The organism is Bartonella sp. CM31XJBT (assembly GCF_028618555.1).
Taxonomy (GTDB): Bacteria; Pseudomonadota; Alphaproteobacteria; order Rhizobiales; family Rhizobiaceae; genus Bartonella.
On the sequence record NZ_JAQITD010000001.1, the window covers coordinates 186,360 to 206,928 of the forward strand.

At 37.0% G+C, this 20,569-nt stretch carries 12 protein-coding genes; 3 read left to right on the plus strand and 9 right to left on the minus strand.

The features are described from left to right. The gene (gene addA, locus PVV63_RS00835) at nt 1-3,477 is read left to right on the plus strand and encodes a double-strand break repair helicase AddA (protein WP_273790199.1); all 3,477 of its coding nucleotides are present in this window, start codon (nt 1-3) and stop codon (nt 3,475-3,477) included. 177 nt (nt 3,478-3,654) lie between these two features. Continuing rightward, nucleotides 3,655-3,978 carry a thioredoxin gene (gene trxA / locus PVV63_RS00840; protein ID WP_273790200.1) on the plus strand — a complete coding sequence of 108 codons (324 nt, stop codon included), beginning with the start codon at nt 3,655-3,657 and terminating at the stop codon, nt 3,976-3,978. A 687-nt stretch (nt 3,979-4,665) separates the two neighbouring features. On the opposite strand, the gene tsaE is transcribed toward trxA, so the two are convergent. The 6 genes from tsaE to accD all read right to left on the minus strand — a co-directional run bounded on the left by tsaE (nt 4,666) and on the right by accD (nt 13,085). After that, entirely contained in the window at nt 4,666-5,136 is a 471-nt protein-coding gene (gene tsaE, locus PVV63_RS00845; protein WP_273790201.1) for a tRNA (adenosine(37)-N6)-threonylcarbamoyltransferase complex ATPase subunit type 1 TsaE, read from the minus strand. Nucleotides 5,137-5,187: 51 nt separating this feature from the next. Continuing rightward, entirely contained in the window at nt 5,188-7,653 is a 2,466-nt protein-coding gene (locus tag PVV63_RS00850) for a PAS-domain containing protein (RefSeq protein ID WP_273790202.1), read from the minus strand. A 34-nt stretch (nt 7,654-7,687) separates the two neighbouring features. Further along, the gene (gene ahcY / locus PVV63_RS00855; RefSeq protein WP_273790203.1) at nt 7,688-9,085 is read right to left on the minus strand and encodes an adenosylhomocysteinase; all 1,398 of its coding nucleotides are present in this window, start codon (nt 9,083-9,085) and stop codon (nt 7,688-7,690) included. Nucleotides 9,086-9,798: 713 nt separating this feature from the next. Next, complete coding sequence (locus PVV63_RS00860; RefSeq protein WP_273790204.1) at nt 9,799-10,797, minus strand: complex I NDUFA9 subunit family protein; 999 nt, start codon at nt 10,795-10,797, stop codon at nt 9,799-9,801. A 43-nt stretch (nt 10,798-10,840) separates the two neighbouring features. Continuing rightward, nucleotides 10,841-12,160 carry a folylpolyglutamate synthase/dihydrofolate synthase family protein gene (locus PVV63_RS00865; RefSeq protein WP_273790205.1) on the minus strand — a complete coding sequence of 440 codons (1,320 nt, stop codon included), beginning with the start codon at nt 12,158-12,160 and terminating at the stop codon, nt 10,841-10,843. 4 nt (nt 12,161-12,164) lie between these two features. Next, the gene (gene accD, locus PVV63_RS00870) at nt 12,165-13,085 is read right to left on the minus strand and encodes an acetyl-CoA carboxylase, carboxyltransferase subunit beta (RefSeq protein WP_273790206.1); all 921 of its coding nucleotides are present in this window, start codon (nt 13,083-13,085) and stop codon (nt 12,165-12,167) included. 974 nt (nt 13,086-14,059) lie between these two features. Here accD and PVV63_RS00875 point away from each other — a divergent pair. Continuing rightward, a complete protein-coding gene (locus tag PVV63_RS00875; protein WP_273790207.1) occupies nt 14,060-14,779 on the plus strand; it encodes a sulfate transporter family protein in 720 nt (239 codons plus the stop codon). Between the two features lie 1,852 nt (nt 14,780-16,631). Here the strand turns inward: PVV63_RS00875 and coaBC are convergent. The 3 genes from coaBC to ubiE form a co-directional block, all read right to left on the minus strand. Next, on the minus strand, nt 16,632-18,053 hold the full coding sequence (gene coaBC, locus PVV63_RS00880; protein ID WP_273790208.1) for a bifunctional phosphopantothenoylcysteine decarboxylase/phosphopantothenate--cysteine ligase CoaBC: 1,422 nt from the start codon (nt 18,051-18,053) through the stop codon (nt 16,632-16,634). Nucleotides 18,054-18,121: 68 nt separating this feature from the next. Next, nucleotides 18,122-19,708: a 2-polyprenylphenol 6-hydroxylase gene (gene ubiB / locus PVV63_RS00885; RefSeq protein ID WP_273790209.1), complete on the minus strand. Its 1,587-nt coding sequence runs from the start codon at nt 19,706-19,708 to the stop codon at nt 18,122-18,124. Between the two features lie 2 nt (nt 19,709-19,710). Further along, nucleotides 19,711-20,493 (minus strand): bifunctional demethylmenaquinone methyltransferase/2-methoxy-6-polyprenyl-1,4-benzoquinol methylase UbiE, encoded by a 783-nt coding sequence (gene ubiE, locus PVV63_RS00890; RefSeq protein ID WP_273790210.1) that lies wholly within the window; start codon nt 20,491-20,493, stop codon nt 19,711-19,713. Between the last annotated feature and the right edge of the window lie 76 nt (nt 20,494-20,569).

A 20,569-nucleotide genomic window follows, 5' to 3' on the forward strand; every position in this document is an offset into this window, starting at 1 on the left:
ATGACGTTTTTTTCTATTCCTGAAGCCGCTCTTGATGCACAAGCAACAGCAACACATCCCCAAAAAAACGTGTGGGTTTCTGCAAATGCTGGATCTGGAAAAACCCACGTTTTAAGTGAACGTGTTATCCGTTTGCTTTTAAACGGTACGCCTCCAGCACGTATTTTATGCCTTACTTATACAAGAGCTGCTGCTGCTGTTATGCAATCACGAATTTTTCGCACGCTTTCCAGTTGGAATGAGCTCGATGATGCACAGCTGCAAGAAACCTTAACACGGTTTGAAAAAAAGCCTGTTAATGCGCAAAAACTAACTTATGCACGACAACTCTTCGCGCGTGCTCTCGAAACGCCTGGTGGCTTAAAAATTCAAACGATTCATGCTTTTTGTGAAGCTCTCTTACATCAATTTATGTTAGAAGCCAATATTGCAGGACATTTTGAACTTCCCGATGATATCGGTCGAAAAAAATTACGACAAGAATCCCGTCGTCAACTTTTAGCCCGTCGTGATGTACAACCTGCTTTGCAACAGTTACTTCAAGTTATTAGCGAACATACTTTTAACCAATTGCTCTATGAAGCAGTTGAAAAGCAACATAAATTGTCTGATTTTTTATCTTCTCTTTTATCTGAAAATGGAGAAGAAAAATTGCGCGCGCTTTTTAACTTAGCGCCCAATGAAACAAATCAATATCTGCTGGAACAAATTAAACAAACAGCGCGCCTTCCTCTTTATGCTCTTAAGCATTGTGAAATCAATGGTAGTCAAAGCTTTAAGGATATGGTGGAAAAACTTTCCCAATTAGAAAAGGTGCATGATGAGAAAAATATTCTCAATATTATTTCTGATATTTATTTTACAATCAAAGGTGAGCCGCGTAATTTTTCAAATTTATCTCGTAAAAAATCAGACGAAATTTGGCCTTTTATTCAACAAATGCTTGAAGATAAACAAAACAAGCTTTCTGTTCTTTTAGAAAAATATCAATGCGCAAAGGTTGCCACTCTCAATATGGCTGCTTTTCAGCTTTGTGCTATTTATCTCAAAATTTATAAGAATCTAAAAAAGTCCAATGGCTTCTTAGACTTTGATGATCTTATTGAGCGTACACTTCATTTGTTACAGCGCAAAGGTGCAAGCCAATGGGTGCACTATAAACTTGATCAGGGACTTGATCATATTCTACTTGATGAAGCACAAGACACCAACCCTGAGCAATGGCAAATTATTCAACTGTTGGCACAGGAATTTTTTTCAGGGTATAGCCAACGAACAAACATACGCACTCTTTTTGCTGTTGGAGATGAAAAGCAATCTATTTATTCTTTTCAAGGCGCTGCTCCAGAAAATTTTGCTGCAAATGGACGAATTATTCAAAAAAAAGTGCAGCAAACAAATCAGCAATTTGAAAAAATACAACTGCATTATTCTTTTCGCTCTACAGCAGATGTTCTTAAAAGTGTTGATCTTGTTTTTGAAACACCAGAAAACTATAAAGGACTTTCGGCAGAAAATACAAAAACGGTGCATGAAGCTATTCGTATTCATAGTCCCGGTGAAGTTGTTATATGGGATGCCATTTCCAAAGAAACGAGTGACTTTCCTCAAGATTGGCATGCAACTGTTAATCATTTAGATACACCTGAAGTGCGTTTAGCAGAAAAAATTGCTGAAACGATTGCCGACTGGTTACAAAAAGGCGAAATGCTTCCAGCAAAAGGACGCTTAATACGTGCAAGTGATATTATGATCTTGGTCCGTAAACGTGATCAATTTGTCTCAGCTCTTTCTCGTGCTCTTAAACACCGTAATATTCCCGTAGCAGGGGCTGATCGTTTACAGCTTACCAAACATATTAGTATCCGTGATTTAATGGCGCTTGCACGTTTTGTTTTACAGCCACAAGATGATCTTTCTCTTGCTTGTGTTTTAAAAAGCCCACTTTTTGCTCTTAGTGAAGAGGAACTCTATCAGCTTGCAGCACACCGCACCGGCTCTCTTTGGCAAAGTCTGTGTGCGCATACATCATCGCAGGTATCTTTTAAAGATACTTTTGAAAAGCTAAACCATTATCGCGCTTTAGTGGATAAAATACCGGTTTTCGAGTTTTATAGCCATATTTTGAATAATGATAAGGGAAGACAAAAAATTCTGTCTCGTTTAGGATCTGAAGCAAATGATGTGCTCGATGCTTTTATGGATTATACGCTCACTATTCAAAAAACAGGATTACCAGGATTACAAGCTTTTTTAGAAACATTAAGTGCAAGCGAACCAGAAATTAAACGTGAATTTGAACAAAGTAATGAAGAAATTCGCATTATGACTGTTCATGCTGCAAAAGGACTAGAGGCTGCTGTTGTGTTTTTAGTCGATCCAGGTAGTGCGATTTGGCATCCTCAGCATGCGCCTCACTTGCTTAAAGTTCCTTTAAACAATGCACAATGGAATGGAAAACAAGCCTTTATTTGGCATCCCAATGAAAAGTTTGATACAAAACTCTCTAAACAAGCAATTTCATATTTAAAAGAGCGTGCAGAAGAAGAATATAGGCGTCTTCTTTATGTAGGAATGACACGTGCTGAAGATCGCTTGTTTATTTGTGGATATAAAGGCCCGAAAACGCCATCTCATACATGGTTACAACTCGTAAAAAAAGCCCTCGAACCGCATGCCCTTGCTATAAAAGATTCTTCGGAAGATATTGCAGCTTGGCGTTATTGCATTACACCTGCTTCTTCTGCTTCTATAAACTCAAAAGTCCCTTGTGCTGAATGCCAAACCTTACCACCGTTACCTGCTTTTTTCTCCCATAAAATACCAGAGGAACCAGTGCTACCAAAACCGTTAAGACCCTCAGTTGCTAGTCTTTCCATTGAGGCTGATACCGATATTTCTTCTAATTCAAAATATCATAGCGTCTCGCCTGTTTTGGGAGAAAAAAATACCAACAGGGCTTTTTCCATTGAATATGGTAATCTCGTTCACCGATTGTTACAATACTTACCCGATTGTCCCCCACAAAAACGTCGAGATTATGCTCGAAACTATCTCAATATCAAAGCCTCTCATTGGGATGAAAGCCAAAGAGAAGATGCTCTTCGCCATGTTTGGAAAATATTAGATCATGTTTACCTCAAGCCCCTTTTCTCTGAGCATTCACGTGCTGAGGTCTCCTTAATGGGTATTGTGAAAATTCGTGGAAAAGAACAAGCAATTTCTGGTCAAATTGACCGTCTTTACATCACGCAAAACAGTATTATCTTTGCCGATTTTAAAACAGGAACCCCGCCAGAAAATGAAGCTGCTATTGCTTCCCATCACTGGTTGCAAATGGCTCTTTATCGAAAATTGTTGCAAGCTATTCATCCCGATAAAGATATCCAGGCTCTGCTTATCTACAGTAAAGAAGCCAAAATTTTTAAACTTCCTCCAGAAAAACTTGAGGCATTTCTTAGTGAAGTTGCTTTATAAGCTACTCTTTTCCTTGCAAATCATCTTTACACTTTATTTACTTTCATAAAATCGCCCAAACAAACACAATGCACAATCTCTAGTGTAAAAAAGTCCTTTAATAATTTATCTTTGCAATAACTTGATATGAATTGTTATTATACCAATCTATAAAAAGTGAATATAAAGGATAAATCAATGACGTGTATAAAAGTTGATAAGGACAATTTCGAAAGTGAAGTTCTAACCTCTTCCACCCCTGTTGTGGTTGATTTTTGGGCAGAATGGTGTGGCCCTTGCAAAGTGATTGCTCCAATGTTGGATGAGATTTCAATAGAAATGCAAAATCAAGTTAAAATTGCTAAGGTAAATATTGATGAAAATCCGGAACTGGCTACCCAATACGGAGTACGTTCTATCCCTACATTATTAATGTTTAAAAATGGAAATATTTCATCGAATATGGTTGGCGCTACCTCTAAAGGACGTCTTTCTGAATGGATAAAAGATGGGCTTAGTTAATTCCACATATAATCACTATAAAGGAGAGAAGTTTTGTCTCTCCTTTTGACTTTTTTAAAATATTCTTTTTTGCATTATATTATAATGAAAAGACAATAAAAATCAAAATTTTAAATGAATTTAAGAATTCGTGCTTTTATGCATGATTCAATTGACCATTTTTATAAAAAATTACTTTGTATGAAGAATATAGGCAATTCTTTCCTTATATGCGTGTTAAAAATATTGGGTGAATGATAATTTCATAAAGGTATTTTTTCTTAGATAAGACTATTGAGATAGATAGTGCTTTCAACACATAAAAGGAGATTTTAAGCAAAAACTTTGCAAATTACTTTTCTGAAGCTCACAATTTTTAAGCAGAAAGAAACAAGCAATTCACTACAGGTTATAGAATGCTCTTCTAAAGGGTTACCACTTCAATTTAAAATTCTCTTATACTATTCTCTAGAATCAAAATTGTAGGTATCAGATTCTCTAAAATAAATTGATGAATTCCTATAAATTAACGGCTGTCCTTTGCAATTTATGTCATTGTTATATGAAAGAGTCAGCACTTCGTTTCATCTTCCATGGTCGGTGCCTCCATGAAGCCTTATTTATGTTGTTCATCATCTCAAATTTCATAGGTACGTACTGAGGTATTATAAATTAAAATGATGATGCCCATGATTATATCTATGTTTTTTAAAATGTACGAATTGTAAAAGACTGTTGCAAACATTCAATGGAATGTTGTGCTGATTTAACTGTTACATGACGCCCATGTTCTTTATAGTGTAAGGTGAGTGCAAAAGTGGCAAGCTCTAAAAGAGCTGTATTTCTTTCTGGCCATTCAACAAGTAAAATATTTTTCTCACGAGCTTCATGAAGCCCTAATTCATCAATTTCTTCTGCCATAGAAAGGCGATAAAGATCAGCATGAATAATTTCAAACTTTGGAAGTTGATAGCTTTGCACAAGAGTAAAAGTAGGGCTTGGAACATCCATAGTGTTATCGTTTGCAAGTGTTTGGATGATTGTACGTGCAATGGTTGACTTTCCAGTTCCAAGATCCCCTTGCAGCGTTACAAGATCTCCTGGCTTTAAAGAAAGAGCTAAATTTTGTGCAAAAAGCTTTGTTGCCTCTTCATTTTCAAGAAAAAAACTAAAATTCATTAAAAGTTCCATGAAATGGATGAAAAATTTTTGTTATCATAAGAGTTAAAATTAAAAAATCTTATCTCCTTTGGAGAGTGGGAAAAAACATTTAACTGTTGTTCCTTTTCCAGAACCGGTAAGAATTTCAACATGTCCACCGTGTAGTTCAACGAAACTTTTCACAAGGGAAAGGCCAAGACCCGCTCCCGCACGCCCACCATGGTGTGAATGGGAAGAAAAACGTTTAAAAATACGATCAAGGACGTCTTCTGGGATGTCAGAGCCCTGATTGTGAACGCTAAAGACAATGTTATCATCTTGTTCATCGACGCAAAATTCAATAGTACTCGCCTCCGTTGCAAAATTAATAGCATTGCTCAGTACATTCACAAAAATTTGATGCAAGCGTTTTTCATCAGCAGAAATAGAATTTAAGGAAGGGGAAATTTGTTGTAAAAGCGTAATATGACGTTCATTAAGGCGATCTTCTACGCGTGCTACTGCTTGTATCATAGCATCGGCAATGTTAACCGATTTTATGTCCAACTCCATAATGCCTGCATCAAGGGTAGCAAGATCAAGAATATCGTTAACAATATTTAAAAGAGTTCCTGATTCTGAATGAATGTGTTCAAGATATTCTTGTTGACGTTCATTGATAGAGCCGAAAATTTGATCACGTAAAATATCGGAAAATCCAATAATATTTGTGAGAGGTGTGCGCAATTCATAAGAAACATGTTGGACAAATTCATTACGCAAACGATCAGCACTTTCTAATGCTTCATTTTTTTCTTGAAGAGCACGCGCAACATGGACAGTATCCGTAACATTCACAAAAGTAAGCATCGTTTGTCCATTAGGAAGAGGGACCAGAGTATAGTCAATAATCATATCATTTTTAAGATCTATACGACCTGAAAATGTTTCACGTTTTTCAGCAAAACCGGTAATGAACTTGGTAAACTGATCCCATTCTGTCCCCAAGGTTAAGGCTGAACAATGGCTTTGTAACTGTGTAATATGGGTTCCTTCTACCAGTAAATTATAAGGAAGAGACCACAATTTCGACAAGGCAGGATTCGATAAGCGAAGGCGTCCATCAGTACCAAAAACGACCACGCCTTCAGAAAGTTTATCAAGTGTTTCACCTTGTATTTTAATAAGTGTATTATAACGGCGCTCAAGATCAATTTTTTCTGTAAGGTTTTCGTAAAGCCAAGTGACACCTCCTTGTGGATGAGGGTTCGAGACAACACGCACCGTACGCCCATCTGGAAGATTCCAAATTTGTTGGTTTGATTCTGTTTGCCAATAGGCTTTTAAAAGTTCTTCTTTCCATGCGCGCCAATCAGGGTGTTCAGCAATGAGCCCCTTTTCACGTAAACGTTCAAGAAACAATGTATGGCTTGGTTCACTTTCTAAAAAAGAACTCTCCAACGGCCATAAAATTTTGAAAGCATGATTACAGAATTTTAATTTTTGGTTTGTATCAAAAATGGCTACAGCTGTTGAAATTTGGTCAAGTGTTTCACAATGGCTTTGAAGAACATATCTTAATTCATGAGCAAGATTTTCATATGCGCTGTCATCACGTGCAAAAGCTGCCATTCCTTCAGCTGTTGTAATACGTGTGAGATGAAAACGGTGCCGTTCTCCACCAATAACCGTATGAACATGTTCTTGAAAAATTGTTTCTGTTTCATCTGTTTTGCGTTGTGTATTTTCATTGAAAAGATCCCCCACGTCATCACTGTCTTCAGGAAAGTCTGTCATTTCTCTAAAGGCGCGATTGATAAAACAAACTTTTCCTTCACAATCTTTTATCCATACGGGCTCTTGAATAAGATCAAGAAGATTACGCTGCATTCTCAGTTCAGTAAGAAGGCGGGCGATATCTTTCTGTAAACGAGCATTTTCACTCTGTTGTTTTGAGATATCTTGAAAACGAGCAATAGCGACTGTTCCTGCGATGACTCCTGTAACTTGTAGCAGTACATTGTTTGTGGTGGTGATAGAAAGATCAAAAGGGTGACATTTACAACGTAGTTGAGTCAATGCATAATCAAGTTCTCGCAGAGAATTTTCTTCAACCCAGAGCTCAAAACGCTGAAAATCTTTCTGATCGATTCCTATTTTTTGCAATGCAGAAAGAGCACCAACAACACGGGGTAAGGTTGTTGGATTTTCCCAAATAAGAAGGAATTGCTCGGTTTCTTTCAGAAGCCATTCATAATATTTAAGTTTTTCAGAAAAATTTGCCTGAAGTATCTTCAAAGGCTTCTGTGCAGTTTTTTTTGCACGCACGGTAACAGCTATGCACGAGAGAAGTGAAGCACAAGAAATTCCTCCACACAGCGCTAAAAGCAGCCATGGACTATTTGGAAAAGTGAAGAAAAATGGTAAATAACCTTCCAATGACTGAGCAACAGCGCATGTTGGAGAAAAAAAGAAAAAAAGGCAAAATATATACGTATAGATTCGGATCACTTTTTGAGCTTTTTCTTTGGGGTTATAGTCACCAAAGCTAGGCACGGCATCTTTCCCTTTTTTAACCCAAGGAAACGTATTAGTAACGGTAATGGTTTGGTTTATAAGGTCCTTGTGGTGAGACTCCAATATAGGCGGCTTGTTCTTCTGATAAAACACTTAATTTTATTCCTAACCGATCAAGATGTAGACGTGCAACTTTTTCATCAAGATGTTTAGGCAAAACAGTGACTTCATTTGTATAGTGTTCTGCACGGGTAAAAAGTTCAATTTGCGCTAAAACTTGATTAGTAAACGAGGCTGACATGACAAAAGAAGGATGCCCAGTCGCATTCCCGAGGTTTAACAAACGCCCTTCAGAGAGCAAAATGATGCGTTTTCCATCGGGAAAGGTGATCATATCAACTTGTGGTTTTATATTTGTCCATGGCAAATTTCTAAGGGCAGCGACTTGGATTTCGTTATCAAAATGACCAATATTTCCAAGAATACACATATCCTTTACTTGTCGCATATGGTCTAAACGAACAACATCTTTATTGCCTGTTGTCGTGATGATAATATCAGCACTGGAAGCAGCATCATCCAAATTAACAACTTCATAGCCATCCATAGCGGCTTGAAGAGCGCAAATGGGATCAATTTCTGTTACTTTAACACGAGCCCCAGCACCAGAAAGAGATGCTGCTGAACCTTTACCTACATCACCATAACCACAGACAATGGCAGTTTTACCGGCGATCATCACGTCTGTTCCACGTCGAATACCATCGACCAATGATTCTTTACATCCATATTTATTATCAAACTTTGATTTAGTGACGCTATCATTAACATTAATAGCAGGAAAAGGTAGAAGTCCTTCTTTTTGTAACTGATAAAGACGGTTTACACCTGTTGTGGTTTCTTCGCTTACACCTTTAATTGCTGCACGCTGTCGTGTAAAAAAACCTGGCGTTGCATCCATACGCTTTTGTATTTGTTTGAAAAAAATTTCTTCTTCTTCTGTTTTGGGATGCGATAAAATATCTTTATTTTGTTCTGCACGACTTCCCATTAAAATATAGTTTGTGGCGTCAGCTCCATCATCTAAAATAAGATTGGAAGGATTACCATCTGGCCATTGGAAGATTGCATCTATATAAGTCCAATATTCTTCCAATGTTTCACCCTTAACGGCAAATACAGGAATGCCAGTTGCGGCGATAGCTGCTGCTGCATGGTCTTGCGTAGAAAAAATATTGCTAGAGCTCCACCGTATATCGGCGCCAATCGCTTTTAATGTTTCAATTAAAACAGCTGTTTGAATTGTCATGTGCAATGAGCCAGAAATACGCGCTCCGCGCAAAGGTTGGCTGGAAGAAAACTCCTTACGACAAGCCATCAAACCAGGCATTTCAGTTTCAGCAATATTAAGTTCTTTACGACCATAAGCGGCAAGTGCAATATCTTTGACAACAAAATCTTGAGCTGCCATTCTTCATTCCTTTAAAATAAGTTTTTCCAAGACGGTAGGAGAAATTAAAAAAAAATGCAAGACAAGAAGAGGACTTCTCTATGTGAAAAAGCTCTTTTAAAATCTCCATAAATTTGTGCAACAAATATGCATTTACGGATCTGAGTAGTGATGTTACTAACAGAATAAGAGATCTTCATGATAAGTCTTATTATATAAACAAAACTCTATCCTTTTCACGTAACTTTAAAGCTTTTAAAAATCTCTAGAGGGAATACCTTTTAAATAATAAAAATGGTGCATTGCTTCACAGTTTTTATATCGATTTTTTATGGGATAATATCGAAAGTAGTATACCCATATTCTACTCACTTATGCGGTTGTTGAAAAAGGAAGTATTACTTTAATCTCATTATTAAGCTTTTTAGCAAAATAATATAATGCAAAGCCATAGGCTATCATGTTTATGAATAGGCAATTCAGAATCGGTTCTTTAGGATTCCAATGTTGCATCTGCTCTTGGATAAAGACAGTTTATAAGAAGTGCTTTTCTCTTGTTTTCAACGATTTTTATCAAAAGATTATAGATATACGATTAAACATTTTTTGTGATACTGAATAGAGTATTTAAAATGTAAAAACATCACTCTATTGAACACTCTGATTTTAAAACTGCTAACAACGAGCGATGAATTATAAATCAAATAATTAACTCAGTTTTAGAAGAATTTATTCTAAACGAATAGGTTTTGGGAAAATTGACCATGTGGACGAAATCGCCAAAGATAACTTGGCAAGAATGCTGCCATTGCTCTGGGGGTAATTCCCACACCTTCTAGAGTATATCCATTCTCTATAGCTTCTTTAGAAACAATGTTATCCATTTGCAAAAAACGTATCTGATTGGCTGTTACGAGTGTTGGTACAAAAGGCAATTTACCGACTGTTCCCAAAATTCCTCCAATCAATAGACCAGCAGAAAGGGGCATGGATAGGATTGTTTTTTTACGGTGAATAATTTTGAGTATATTTTCAAGAGTATTTTGGAAGGTGATAATCTGGGGACCACCAAGATCATAATTTTTTCCCCAAGCAACTTGTCCATCTAAAGCGCGCGCGATAAACTCAGCAACATCACCAACATACACGGGTTGCAATTTGCTTTGCCCACCTCCAAAAAGAGGCATAATTGGTAAAAAACGTGACAAATCTGCCAAGGTGTTAAAGAAACAGTCCTCTGGTCCAAAGATAACGGATGGACGGATAATAATTGCTTGAGGATGCTTATTATGAATGATTTGTTCACCCATAAACTTAACACGTGCATAAAGACATGAAGCATTCTCGTTAGCCACAAGTGTTGACATATAGATTAGCGGAATACCAGTTTCTGCTGTTAATTCAGCAACATTGTAAACACCATCAATTTGTGTTTTTTTAAAATTCGATTGATTTGCTTGTTTTAAGCTACCAGGCAAAAACACTGCTGCATCAGCTCCAAGCAATGCGCGTGCAACAGAAGCACGATGCTTGATATCTGTTTTAAGCATTTGGGTTTGTCCTACTTCTCCTATTTGAAGCATGTAATAAGCTTTTTGTGGACAACGAACAGCGATACGAACGCGATACCCCCGCTTAGTCAAAGTTTCAACGACATGTCGTCCTACAAAACCAGATCCGCCAAAAACAGTAATAAGTTTAGGATGTTGATAAAGTGCACAATCAAGTTGCATGATGAAAAAGTCTATCTTTCAAAGTTTTAAAAATGGCTAATTTTTAGCACGGAGGTGTTTTATTGTCACGCAAAATATCGCCCGCAAGATAAAGGGAACCACCAATAAGGACAATTGCCTCTTTATATTCCACCTTAATCTTATGCAAAGCATCTTGTAGATGAGCTTGTGGAGTAGCAAGGATTCCTGCTTTTTGCGCTGATTCAGCTAAGTTTATTGGAGAGATACTTGCATTATTGTTAATCAGCGGTATCGTATATACTTTATCGACAAGGTTTGCTAAGGAACGAAAATAACCGACAGCATCTTTGGTATTGAGCATGCCAGCAATCATAATAATAGGACGATCTGTTTTTTTTCTCCATTGTGCAAGTTCTGCTCCAATAACTTTTCCAGCAGCAGGATTATGACCACCATCTAACCATAAATCGATATTAGGAGACAGTTGATCAACCAAATGTCCTTGGGTAAGATGTTGCATTCGTGCGGGCCAATAAATATTTTTCAAAGCATCATTTATGGCTTGTTCTGAAAGTTGAAAACCTGCTTGAAAGACTGCTTCAAGAGACGCGCCAGCATTAGCAACTTGGTGGTCTCCAATAAGGTTAGGAAGGGGAAGATCCATGAGACCTTGATTGTTTTGAAAAACCATACGTCCATGTTCTTTATAACTTTGATAATCTTGATCAAATAGAGAATAAGATGCTTTATTTTTATTAGCAAGGGGTATTAGAGTAGCAAGAGTTTCTTCATAATTTTGCTTTCCAATGACTACAGGAACGTTTGGTTTGATAATCCCTCCTTTTTGAAAAGCGATTTGAGCAATTGTCTTTCCAAGAAAGATCTCATGATCATAATCAATGGGCATAATAAGTGATACAGCTGGTTTGTTAACGACATTGGTAGCATCAAAATGTCCTCCCAATCCAACTTCTAAAATGACAACATCAGCTGGATGTATACTAAACAGCATAAAGGCAGCGGCTGTAAAAATTTCAAAAATAGTAATCGGCTCTTGACGATTTACTTTTATAATTTCATGGATTGTCTCAGCTAATTGGTTTTCTGTAACAAGTTGACCACCTCCTTTTTGACCTAACCGGCAGCGTTCATTCCAGTTGACGAGATGAGGTGAGCTATAGACATGAACGCGGTAGCCTGCACTTTCCAAAAGAGCACGGCAAATTGCTGAGGCAGATCCTTTGCCATTTGTTCCAGCGATGTGAATAACAGGTGCAAGTTTTAAATGTGGATTACCAAGACGCTCTAAAAGGTGAACAATACGCTCTAAAGAAAGATCAAATTTCTTCGGATAATTTTTTAGTAAATCATCCACCACCCTTTGTATTTGGCTTTGTTGCATAAATTTAAGCTGCTTTTGTTGTAGAAAGCGATGTTTGAGAGTCTGTTGGGGATGGATCAGAAGGGTTAAAAACAGCAGGGCGTTTCATCATCAAGCGTAAAAGACGTGCAATGGTTGTTTTCATGTCTAAACGCGATACAACCATATCAATCATACCATGTTCAAGCAGATACTCACTACTTTGAAAACCTTCTGGTAGGGTTTCGCGTATAGTTTGTTGAATTACACGTGGACCAGCAAAACCAATCATAGCGCCAGGTTCGGCAATGTGAATATCACCAAGCATGGCGTAAGAAGCAGTAACACCACCGGTGGTTGGATTGGTCAGCACAACAATATAGGGAAGTTTTGCTTCTTTCAACATTTCAATCGCTACTGTTGTACGAGGCATTTGCATCAACGAGAGTGTTCCTTCTTGCATGCGTGCACCACCAGAAGCAGCAAAAAGAACCAGCGGGCGCCTTTCAGCAATAGCAGTATCAAAAGCTTTGATAATAGCTTCTCCTGAAGCCATACCGAGTGATCCACCCATAAAGGCGAAATCTTGAACGATTGCAATAATTGGTAAGCCTTCAATCGTACCACGTGCACTTAAAATATTGTCATCAACACCAAGTTTAGAACGATAATCTTTTAACCGGTCAATATAGCGTTTTTCGTCACGAAATTTTAAAGGATCTGTTACAACTTTTGGATTTTCAAGAGTTGTATAAACACCATCATCAAAAAAATGCATGAGACGATTTTTAGCACTGATACGCATATGATGGCCAGAATTGGGAGCTACAAATTGATTAGCTTCCAGATCTTTATGGAAGACCATTTCACCACTGGTAGGATCTTTAATCCATAGATTTTCTGGAATTTCACGGCGCCCCAATATAGAGTTAATTTTAGGACGAACATAATTTGTAATCCAGTTCATCTTTATAACCTTCCTTTAAATATTGTGCATCTTTTGCATGATTTGAAAGAATATAGAACTTAAGCAGTCACATTTGCTTTACCGGTTGAACAAAGGAGTCTATTTAATACTTTTATCAGTGTACGTATAGCTTGTTTTTTAATTTTTAATTTTTCCCATATCATAACAATCATATGCATCATGAAGAGTATTTCCTATAATAAATTTCTCATAAGTTTTAAGAACTTACATTTTTTTATTTTTTACTTTGGTATTAAAATTCACTCCTTGTGTGGTTAACAAACGCCTTATTTTTTAATAAAAATGAATATCCAATTAATCATTCGTATCAACAGTTTTGAAGAAAAGAAACCTTATAGTATAAGGCGCTAACAAGGCTAAAATAATCCATTAAAGATAATGAATACGACAACGCTATATTAGCGAAACGCTAACATCAGAGCAAGGTTTTTTTCAAAAGGTTTCTTTAAAGCGCATGCTTTTTACAATTAAAATTGAATACGCTCAAAATACTCCTATTCCATTGAACTCAATATTGTTTTGAATAAAAACAAGAGGAAAAAGCATGCCGCCAAATAGTAGAAAAGTACAGAGTATTAGGAATTGTGCAAAACAATTAAGCACGTAGCTAAACGAAGTTAAACAACTCTACTGAATAAATAAAAGTAAACAACTTTCCTCCCAAATAGTTATTATTCCTTAATTTTTTACATATATCATACAAATGCAATAATCTACACTCTGTACAAAAATATTAAAAATTTCTTCTACAACAGCTGCTTTTTAAATTCTTCTTGGTTTTTAAAATTCAAAATTTCTATTCATTAAAACTTTATTTTAAACAAAGAAGCCCTAGCCGTTTTTTATAATGTTCTTGAAAAAAATCTTGTAGTTCAAAGAAAGAAAAAATTATACAGTACATTCTTTAAATATATTTCTTGTTTTTTTTGCGTCTTTCCTTAGTTTATTAATCTATGATTTTTACTGCTGCTTATCGTGCTTTACAACGTCTTTTGACCTCGCAATATCGTATTATGATACTGAAAGCATTGGGGGTTACTTTTTTCACTCTCACCATTTTATGGTTATGTGTGCACCAACTTTTTGTGTCTTACTTTTGGCCCTGGATTGCTCAATTTCTTCCTGGACTCCCTAGTTGGGCAGGATGGATTGGTTTTAGCATGCTTATCATTTTTAATCTTGGTTTGGCTCTTTTGTTGGCTTTTTTGATTGCACCAATCGCAGCTATGATTGGTGGTTTTTTCATTGACTCTGCTGCTGAAATTATTGAAAAAGAGGATTACTCAAACGAGCCTATTGGACAAGCTTTGCCGTTTCGGCGTTCTCTTATCATTTCCTTTAAATTTGTTATTTTAAGCCTTCTTGGTAATGGAATTGCTTTTATTTTATTCTTCATACCAGGTATTAATTTAATTGCTTTTTATCTTATTAATGGTTATTTGCTCGGTCATGAATATTTCTTGTTTGCTGCTTATCGTTTTCGAACAGAGCAAGATGCACGTGCTTTTTTACATACTCATTACACAACGGTTTTTGGTGCAGGATTATTGATAGCGCTTTTTGTTTCAATTCCAATTCTTAATTTAGCAACACCGCTTTTTGCAGCCGCCTTTATGACATATTTACACAAAATGCTTTCCCAAAAGACCATGGCACGCATTACACAAAAATAGTGTTCCTTGGCTTTAAGGTTAATAAAAATTGCTAGCCAAAGAAAGCATAATATAAAATTTTATACTTTATCTTTTATTAAAGCAATATATTGATTTATAATGATAATTTATTGTTTCACAACATGAGTGAAAAACCTAAATATCATGAGGATTTCTCATTTTAGTCCTATTCATATTAGATCAATTGAAATCGTTTGTTAATATGTCATAAACGGAGGTGGTGTGCAGATAAGAGTACTTTCAAAAAGGCGTGAAATATCTTTTATGAATCCTCTTAATGCAAACATTATCGTCGCATTGAAAACTGAAAAAGAGTATGATGGTGCCGCTTTGTACCTTCTATTTCAGTAAAAATGGATAGCATAATGTATTTTATACCATTCATGGAGAGTGTATACTCTTCATAAGAGTGTTTTGGCAATTATTGAAAGATATCTGTGTAAAACAAGCACGTAGTTATATAGGAGTAACGTAGTAGCGCCGTAGATATTCTGATTTTGGACAACAGAATGATTAATATGATAAAAGTGGAAAAAATAAGCTTAGGCGATTGACCGTCCGATCCCATGGAAGAGCTCTTTCTTAAGAAGAGGCAAAGAATGAGAGACACCACTGATGATTAAAAATGATGAGATTTTAAAAGCTATAAGTGCAATGAAATAAGAATTCATTGAAGCACTTTTCGTACAAGTGGTGCACTGTATCAAATAATTTTTAGATAATAACACCATTAATTTATGAAGAGAATTGATCATTTTCAACTTGAATAAGAATCCAAAATATAGAAATATTCTTTAATTTCAAAGTCTCTATTCAACATCAAAAAATTATTTACTTGCACATTATAGACAAGACCAATGTATGGATACAAGGCTTTCGATAGAGGAATAAAAATGCTTTTCATGAATCATTACAATGGAGGATATCATGGATAAAATTCTAATCTTTGTGGTCTTGGTATGCTGGAGAGAGGACACACACATTTAATCTTAAAGACCGATCACTGAGGAAAATAATAAAGGCGTCAGTTTAGACAGTGGTGCAGTGAATTTTGTCTATACTCTTTATAAGCGTTAATGTGAGATATGCTTTAAATTGCATTGAGATATTATAATATATTGATTTATATATTATTTTTCATAGTGAATAAGAGCTCCAAATAAAGTTGTCATATTTTCTCATTAACTGCTCTCATCATGAAACAATCAAAATCATTTATTTGCATATCATAAATATGACCAATATGGGGATAAAAACATTGAAGAAAGAAAATGCTTTTTATAAATTTTATCCAGTGCAAGAGCTTTGTCAAAATTGATGGTAGCCAAAGTAAATGATAGCTTGTTTTTTATAAGCTGGGGAGACAGTGGTGCAAGAGATCCTACTTTTATGAAGGCTAAGGTGATACGGGATTTTAAAAAAATATTTCCCAACGCTCGTCACACCCATTTCGCGACAGCGCTTGTGAATGGTATAAGGGCAAAGTTCTCGTGAATAATATAAAACTTATAGGGCATCACTATCTTTACGCTTAATAAAAAGAGCACGCTGGCACCATCATCCTCAGTGTTGCCCGAGACGGCCCATTATAAGCGTTTTTAGTTCTTTCTTAAACGTTTTGTATTCATACAGCTATCCTTGTTTGCAATGTACAAGAAAATGATTTTTATTGCTTTAACATGAGAGAGATTGGAAATGAGAGAATCTTACGATATTTGGGTTCTAATTTAATATGAACAATGCGAGATTATCATTATAAATCAAAAATATTGTATAACAATCGAGATGAATAGACACCTATTGTCAGTTCTATTTTATAGGTTTTTTTAATATCAACGCGTTTGAAGAGTTATTATTTGCAAAGGGGTATATTTTCCTCATGAGGAGTAGGTGTTTTGGGGGCAAAAAATGATACAATCACGTTTGCTAATTTTTGCGCTACGTGTTGTTTACTCATATGGGGCCATTGTTCAACTTTTTTTCTACTTACGAGATAAACTTGATTTGTATCAGCACCCATGACACTTGTGCCATCTAGTTGAAGAGAAATATCATTAGCAAGAATGAAATCAGCTCCTTTTTCAACACATTTTTTTTGCGCATTGGCAATGATATCACATGTTTCTGCAGCAAAACCAATGACCAGTGAGGGGCGGTTTGGAGCGTGTCCAATCGTTGCTAAAATGTCAGGATTTTCGACCATATGAAGGGATGGTGGTATTTTATGAGCATTCTTTTTAATTTTGTGTAAAGACTGCGTTTGACTGCGCCAGTCACAAACAGCGGCAACAAAGATGGCACCATCAGCAGGCAATGCGGTTTGAACGGCTTGTAACATCTGTTGTGCTGTTTCAACATGAATGGTTTTTACTTCTTGTGGGTCTGCAAGATTAACAGGTCCACAAATAAGTGTTACTTTTGCACCCAAATGCGCAAGAGCGGTTGCGATGGCATGGCCTTGTTTACCTGAAGACCGATTAGCAAGATAACGTACTGGATCAATTGGTTCATGGGTAGGGCCAGAGGTAACGATGAAATGGCGGTCAGAGAGAGGTTTTTCATGCCCATTCAAAAGAGCCTCTATGGTAGCAACAATAGTTAAAGGTTCGCTCATGCGCCCATATCCTATCTCGTCACGTTCAGCCATATTTCCGATTTCTGGTCCGATGATATGAACGCCATCTGCGCGCAGTTGTGCAACATTGCGAATAGTGGCAGGATGCGCCCACATGGACGGATTCATGGCGGGTGCAATTAAGAGTGGACAGCGTGCCGCTAAAAGAATGCAATCAGTCAGATCATCTCCTATGCCATTGGCTATTTTTGCAATGCGATTGGCTGTAGCAGGGGCTAAAATAATAAGGTCAGCATTACGTGCTAATCGGATATGTCCAATATCATGTTCTTCTTCGCGTGAAAATAAATCAGTATATACAGTACCACCGCTTAAAGCTTCAGCGGCTAAAGGCGTAATAAATTTTTGCGCTGCTTTTGTCATTACAACTTTTAAGTGTGCTCCACGTTCTTGTAAACGGCGAATCAAATCAAGTGCTTTATAGGATGCAATACTTCCACCAATAATAAGAAGGAGAGATTTTGATTTCAATGATTTCACTTCAACAGCACTAGCATGAAGGGGTTGTGTGGTGAGAGGAGTGGGATTGCTTAAAAGGCGTCGGACTTCTTCTTCCATAGAAATACCATTTTGCGCGGCGCGTATGCGCAAAGCTTCTTTGGTTTCAGGAGACAGGTTACGAATGGTAATACTGGCCATAAAATACCTCCAAGAAATAAAATGATTGCAATGATTTCATTGTTGATATTTTTAGCATATTAAGGAGATTAGAAAAGATGAAAAAAGTAAAAAGTAAGAAAAGTGCAACAAAGTGCAATGATGAAAAGGCTATAACGACCATAACGGTTTCGATGACTTTGTTCCACAGCAAGTTGTTTGAGGGTAGTAGGAGAAAGATTAAAACCTGTTTTTCTCATTTGATTAAAATCTTCTTCTATCCGTTGGAAATTTTGAACCAATTGTGGTGTTTTGCGTGCCAGCGAAAGGAGAGCTTGTGCTCCTTCACTAAAGTCTTTGGCAACGCCTACGGGTCCTAAATTTTTACTAATCCATTCTTTGACAACGGGTTCAGAAGCTTTCCACATATTAAAAGTGGGGTCTAATGTGCGGGCAACGCCTTCCACAACAACCATCGTTTTTTGCAACAATAAAAGTTCAGGTCGCGTTTGCATGTCAAATAATTCAGTGACTTCAAACAATAAAGTGAGCAATTTAGCCATGGAAATGCTTTGTGCTGATTGTCCGTGAATTGGTTCACCAATAGCGCGGTTGGCTTGCGCAAAGCTTTCAATATTATGGTGTGAAGGAACATAACCTGCCTCAAAATGGGCGCGTGCAACCCGATGGTAATCGCGGGTAATAAAGCCATAAAGGATTTCAGCAAGGAAATGCTTTTCTTTTTTACCAAGCCTTCCTGTAATGCCTAGGTCAACAGCAACAATACATCCTTTTTCATCTACAAATAAATTACCAGGATGCATATCGGCGTGAAAAAAACCATCACGCAATGTATGGCGAAGAAAAGATTGAATAAGCGTAATAGCGAGCGCCTTCAAATCAAAACCTGCTTCTTTAAGTTTGGAAGTTTCGGATATTCTTATACCATCAATCCATTCCATTGTAAGGACATTACGTCCTGTCCGTTCCCAGTCAATACGTGGAACCCGAAAGCCTGTATCATGTTGAATATTTTCAGCCATTTCAGATATAGCTGCTGCTTCTAGGCGTAAATCCATTTCAAGCCGTGTTGTTTGTGCTAAAGTATCCACTACACAAACAGGACGAAGCCTTCGAGAGGCAGGGATATAGCGCTCTTGTAAATGAGCAATGAGATAGAATCCTCTAAGATCTTTAGAAAAACGTGCTCTGATATTGGGACGAATAACTTTTACAGCACATTTTGTCGTATGGCCAGTTTCATCACTGTATTCAGCTGGATGAACTTGAGCAATAGAAGCGGCGGCAATGGGGGGATAAAAATTTACGAATAAATCATCAATAGAGCGACCAAGAGAACTTTCAATTTGAGCAATAGCGGCGGTACAAGAAAATGTTTGGACGCGATCTTGTAGTTGTGACAAATCTTTCGCAATATCATGGCCGACAATATCAGGCCTTGTTGCAAGAAATTGACCAAGTTTTATGTAAGAGGGTCCAAGCTTATTAATGGCATACGAAATATTTTCAGATCGCTGTTTCTTTTTTGTTTTGCGTCTTGCTAATGCGCCCGCTATACGATGACATAGCGCTGGAAATCCTTGAAGATCATCATGAGGAAGAGCACTTAAAACACCTTCACGTGTTAAAACCCATCCTGCACGCATCAATTGAAAGTAAGGGGAAATTTGCACCATTTTTAAATTTTCCAACCTGAATGCAGCGCTGCAATCGCACCGGTGAGATTGCGGTACGATACCCGCGAAAACCCCGCATGCTTGATCATATGGGCAAAATCATCTTGCTTAGGAAATTTGCGGATAGATTCAACCAAATAACGATAAGCATCGCCATCATTTGCGATAAATTGACCCAGCGTAGGGATAGCATGGAAAGACCAAAGATCATAAATTTTATCGAGCCAAGGCATCTCGACATTTGAAAATTCTAAACATAAGAAACGTCCACCGGGCTTTAAAACACGAAAAGCTTCTCTAAGAGCTTGATCAATATGAGGAACATTGCGAATTCCAAAAGCAATCGTGTAAGCGTCAAAGCTTTGATCTTCAAAAGGTAGATTTTCTGCATTGGCTTCAACAAAATCAATCAGAGGGGCAAGACCATTTTTTTGTGCGCGTTTTTTGCCAACGCTGAGCATTGAGCCATTAATATCAAGTACTGTAGCATGGGCTTTTTGGCGTGAAGCATTAAGAATACGAAAAGCAATATCACCTGTACCGCCAGCGACATCAAGAACTTTCCAATGAGAAAGTGCTGGTGGGGAAAGCCAAGCAACCATGGAATTTTTCCACACACGGTGTAGCCCTAAGGATAAGATATCATTCATCTTGTCATAATTTTCAGCGACAGAATGAAACACACCATCCACCATGGATTGTTTTTGCGTTTCATCTACTCTTGTAAAACCAAAAGAGTGCTCCATGCCACCCTTGGTTCCTACACGTTCTGTTTCAATTGCCATGTATATGATCTTCCTTATTTTTCTTTTATCGTAAATGAAATAGAGAGGGAATGTTCAACTACGAAAAAACAACGTA

What these genes read in the sequence shown, in the direction of transcription:
- ahcY (WP_273790203.1), bottom strand. Translation starts at nt 9,085, where the DNA reads ATGGCAGCTCAAGATTTTGTTGTCAAAGATATTGCACTTGCCGCTTAT.
- PVV63_RS00875 (WP_273790207.1), top strand. Translation starts at nt 14,060, where the DNA reads ATGATTTTTACTGCTGCTTATCGTGCTTTACAACGTCTTTTGACCTCG.
- ubiB (WP_273790209.1), bottom strand. Translation starts at nt 19,708, where the DNA reads ATGGTGCAAATTTCCCCTTACTTTCAATTGATGCGTGCAGGATGGGTT.
- tsaE (WP_273790201.1), bottom strand. Translation starts at nt 5,136, where the DNA reads ATGAATTTTAGTTTTTTTCTTGAAAATGAAGAGGCAACAAAGCTTTTT.
- ubiE (WP_273790210.1), bottom strand. Translation starts at nt 20,493, where the DNA reads ATGGCAATTGAAACAGAACGTGTAGGAACCAAGGGTGGCATGGAGCAC.
- trxA (WP_273790200.1), top strand. Translation starts at nt 3,655, where the DNA reads ATGACGTGTATAAAAGTTGATAAGGACAATTTCGAAAGTGAAGTTCTA.
- addA (WP_273790199.1), top strand. Translation starts at nt 1, where the DNA reads ATGACGTTTTTTTCTATTCCTGAAGCCGCTCTTGATGCACAAGCAACA.
- accD (WP_273790206.1), bottom strand. Translation starts at nt 13,085, where the DNA reads ATGAACTGGATTACAAATTATGTTCGTCCTAAAATTAACTCTATATTG.
- PVV63_RS00860 (WP_273790204.1), bottom strand. Translation starts at nt 10,797, where the DNA reads ATGCAACTTGATTGTGCACTTTATCAACATCCTAAACTTATTACTGTT.
- coaBC (WP_273790208.1), bottom strand. Translation starts at nt 18,053, where the DNA reads ATGGCCAGTATTACCATTCGTAACCTGTCTCCTGAAACCAAAGAAGCT.
- PVV63_RS00865 (WP_273790205.1), bottom strand. Translation starts at nt 12,160, where the DNA reads ATGCAACAAAGCCAAATACAAAGGGTGGTGGATGATTTACTAAAAAAT.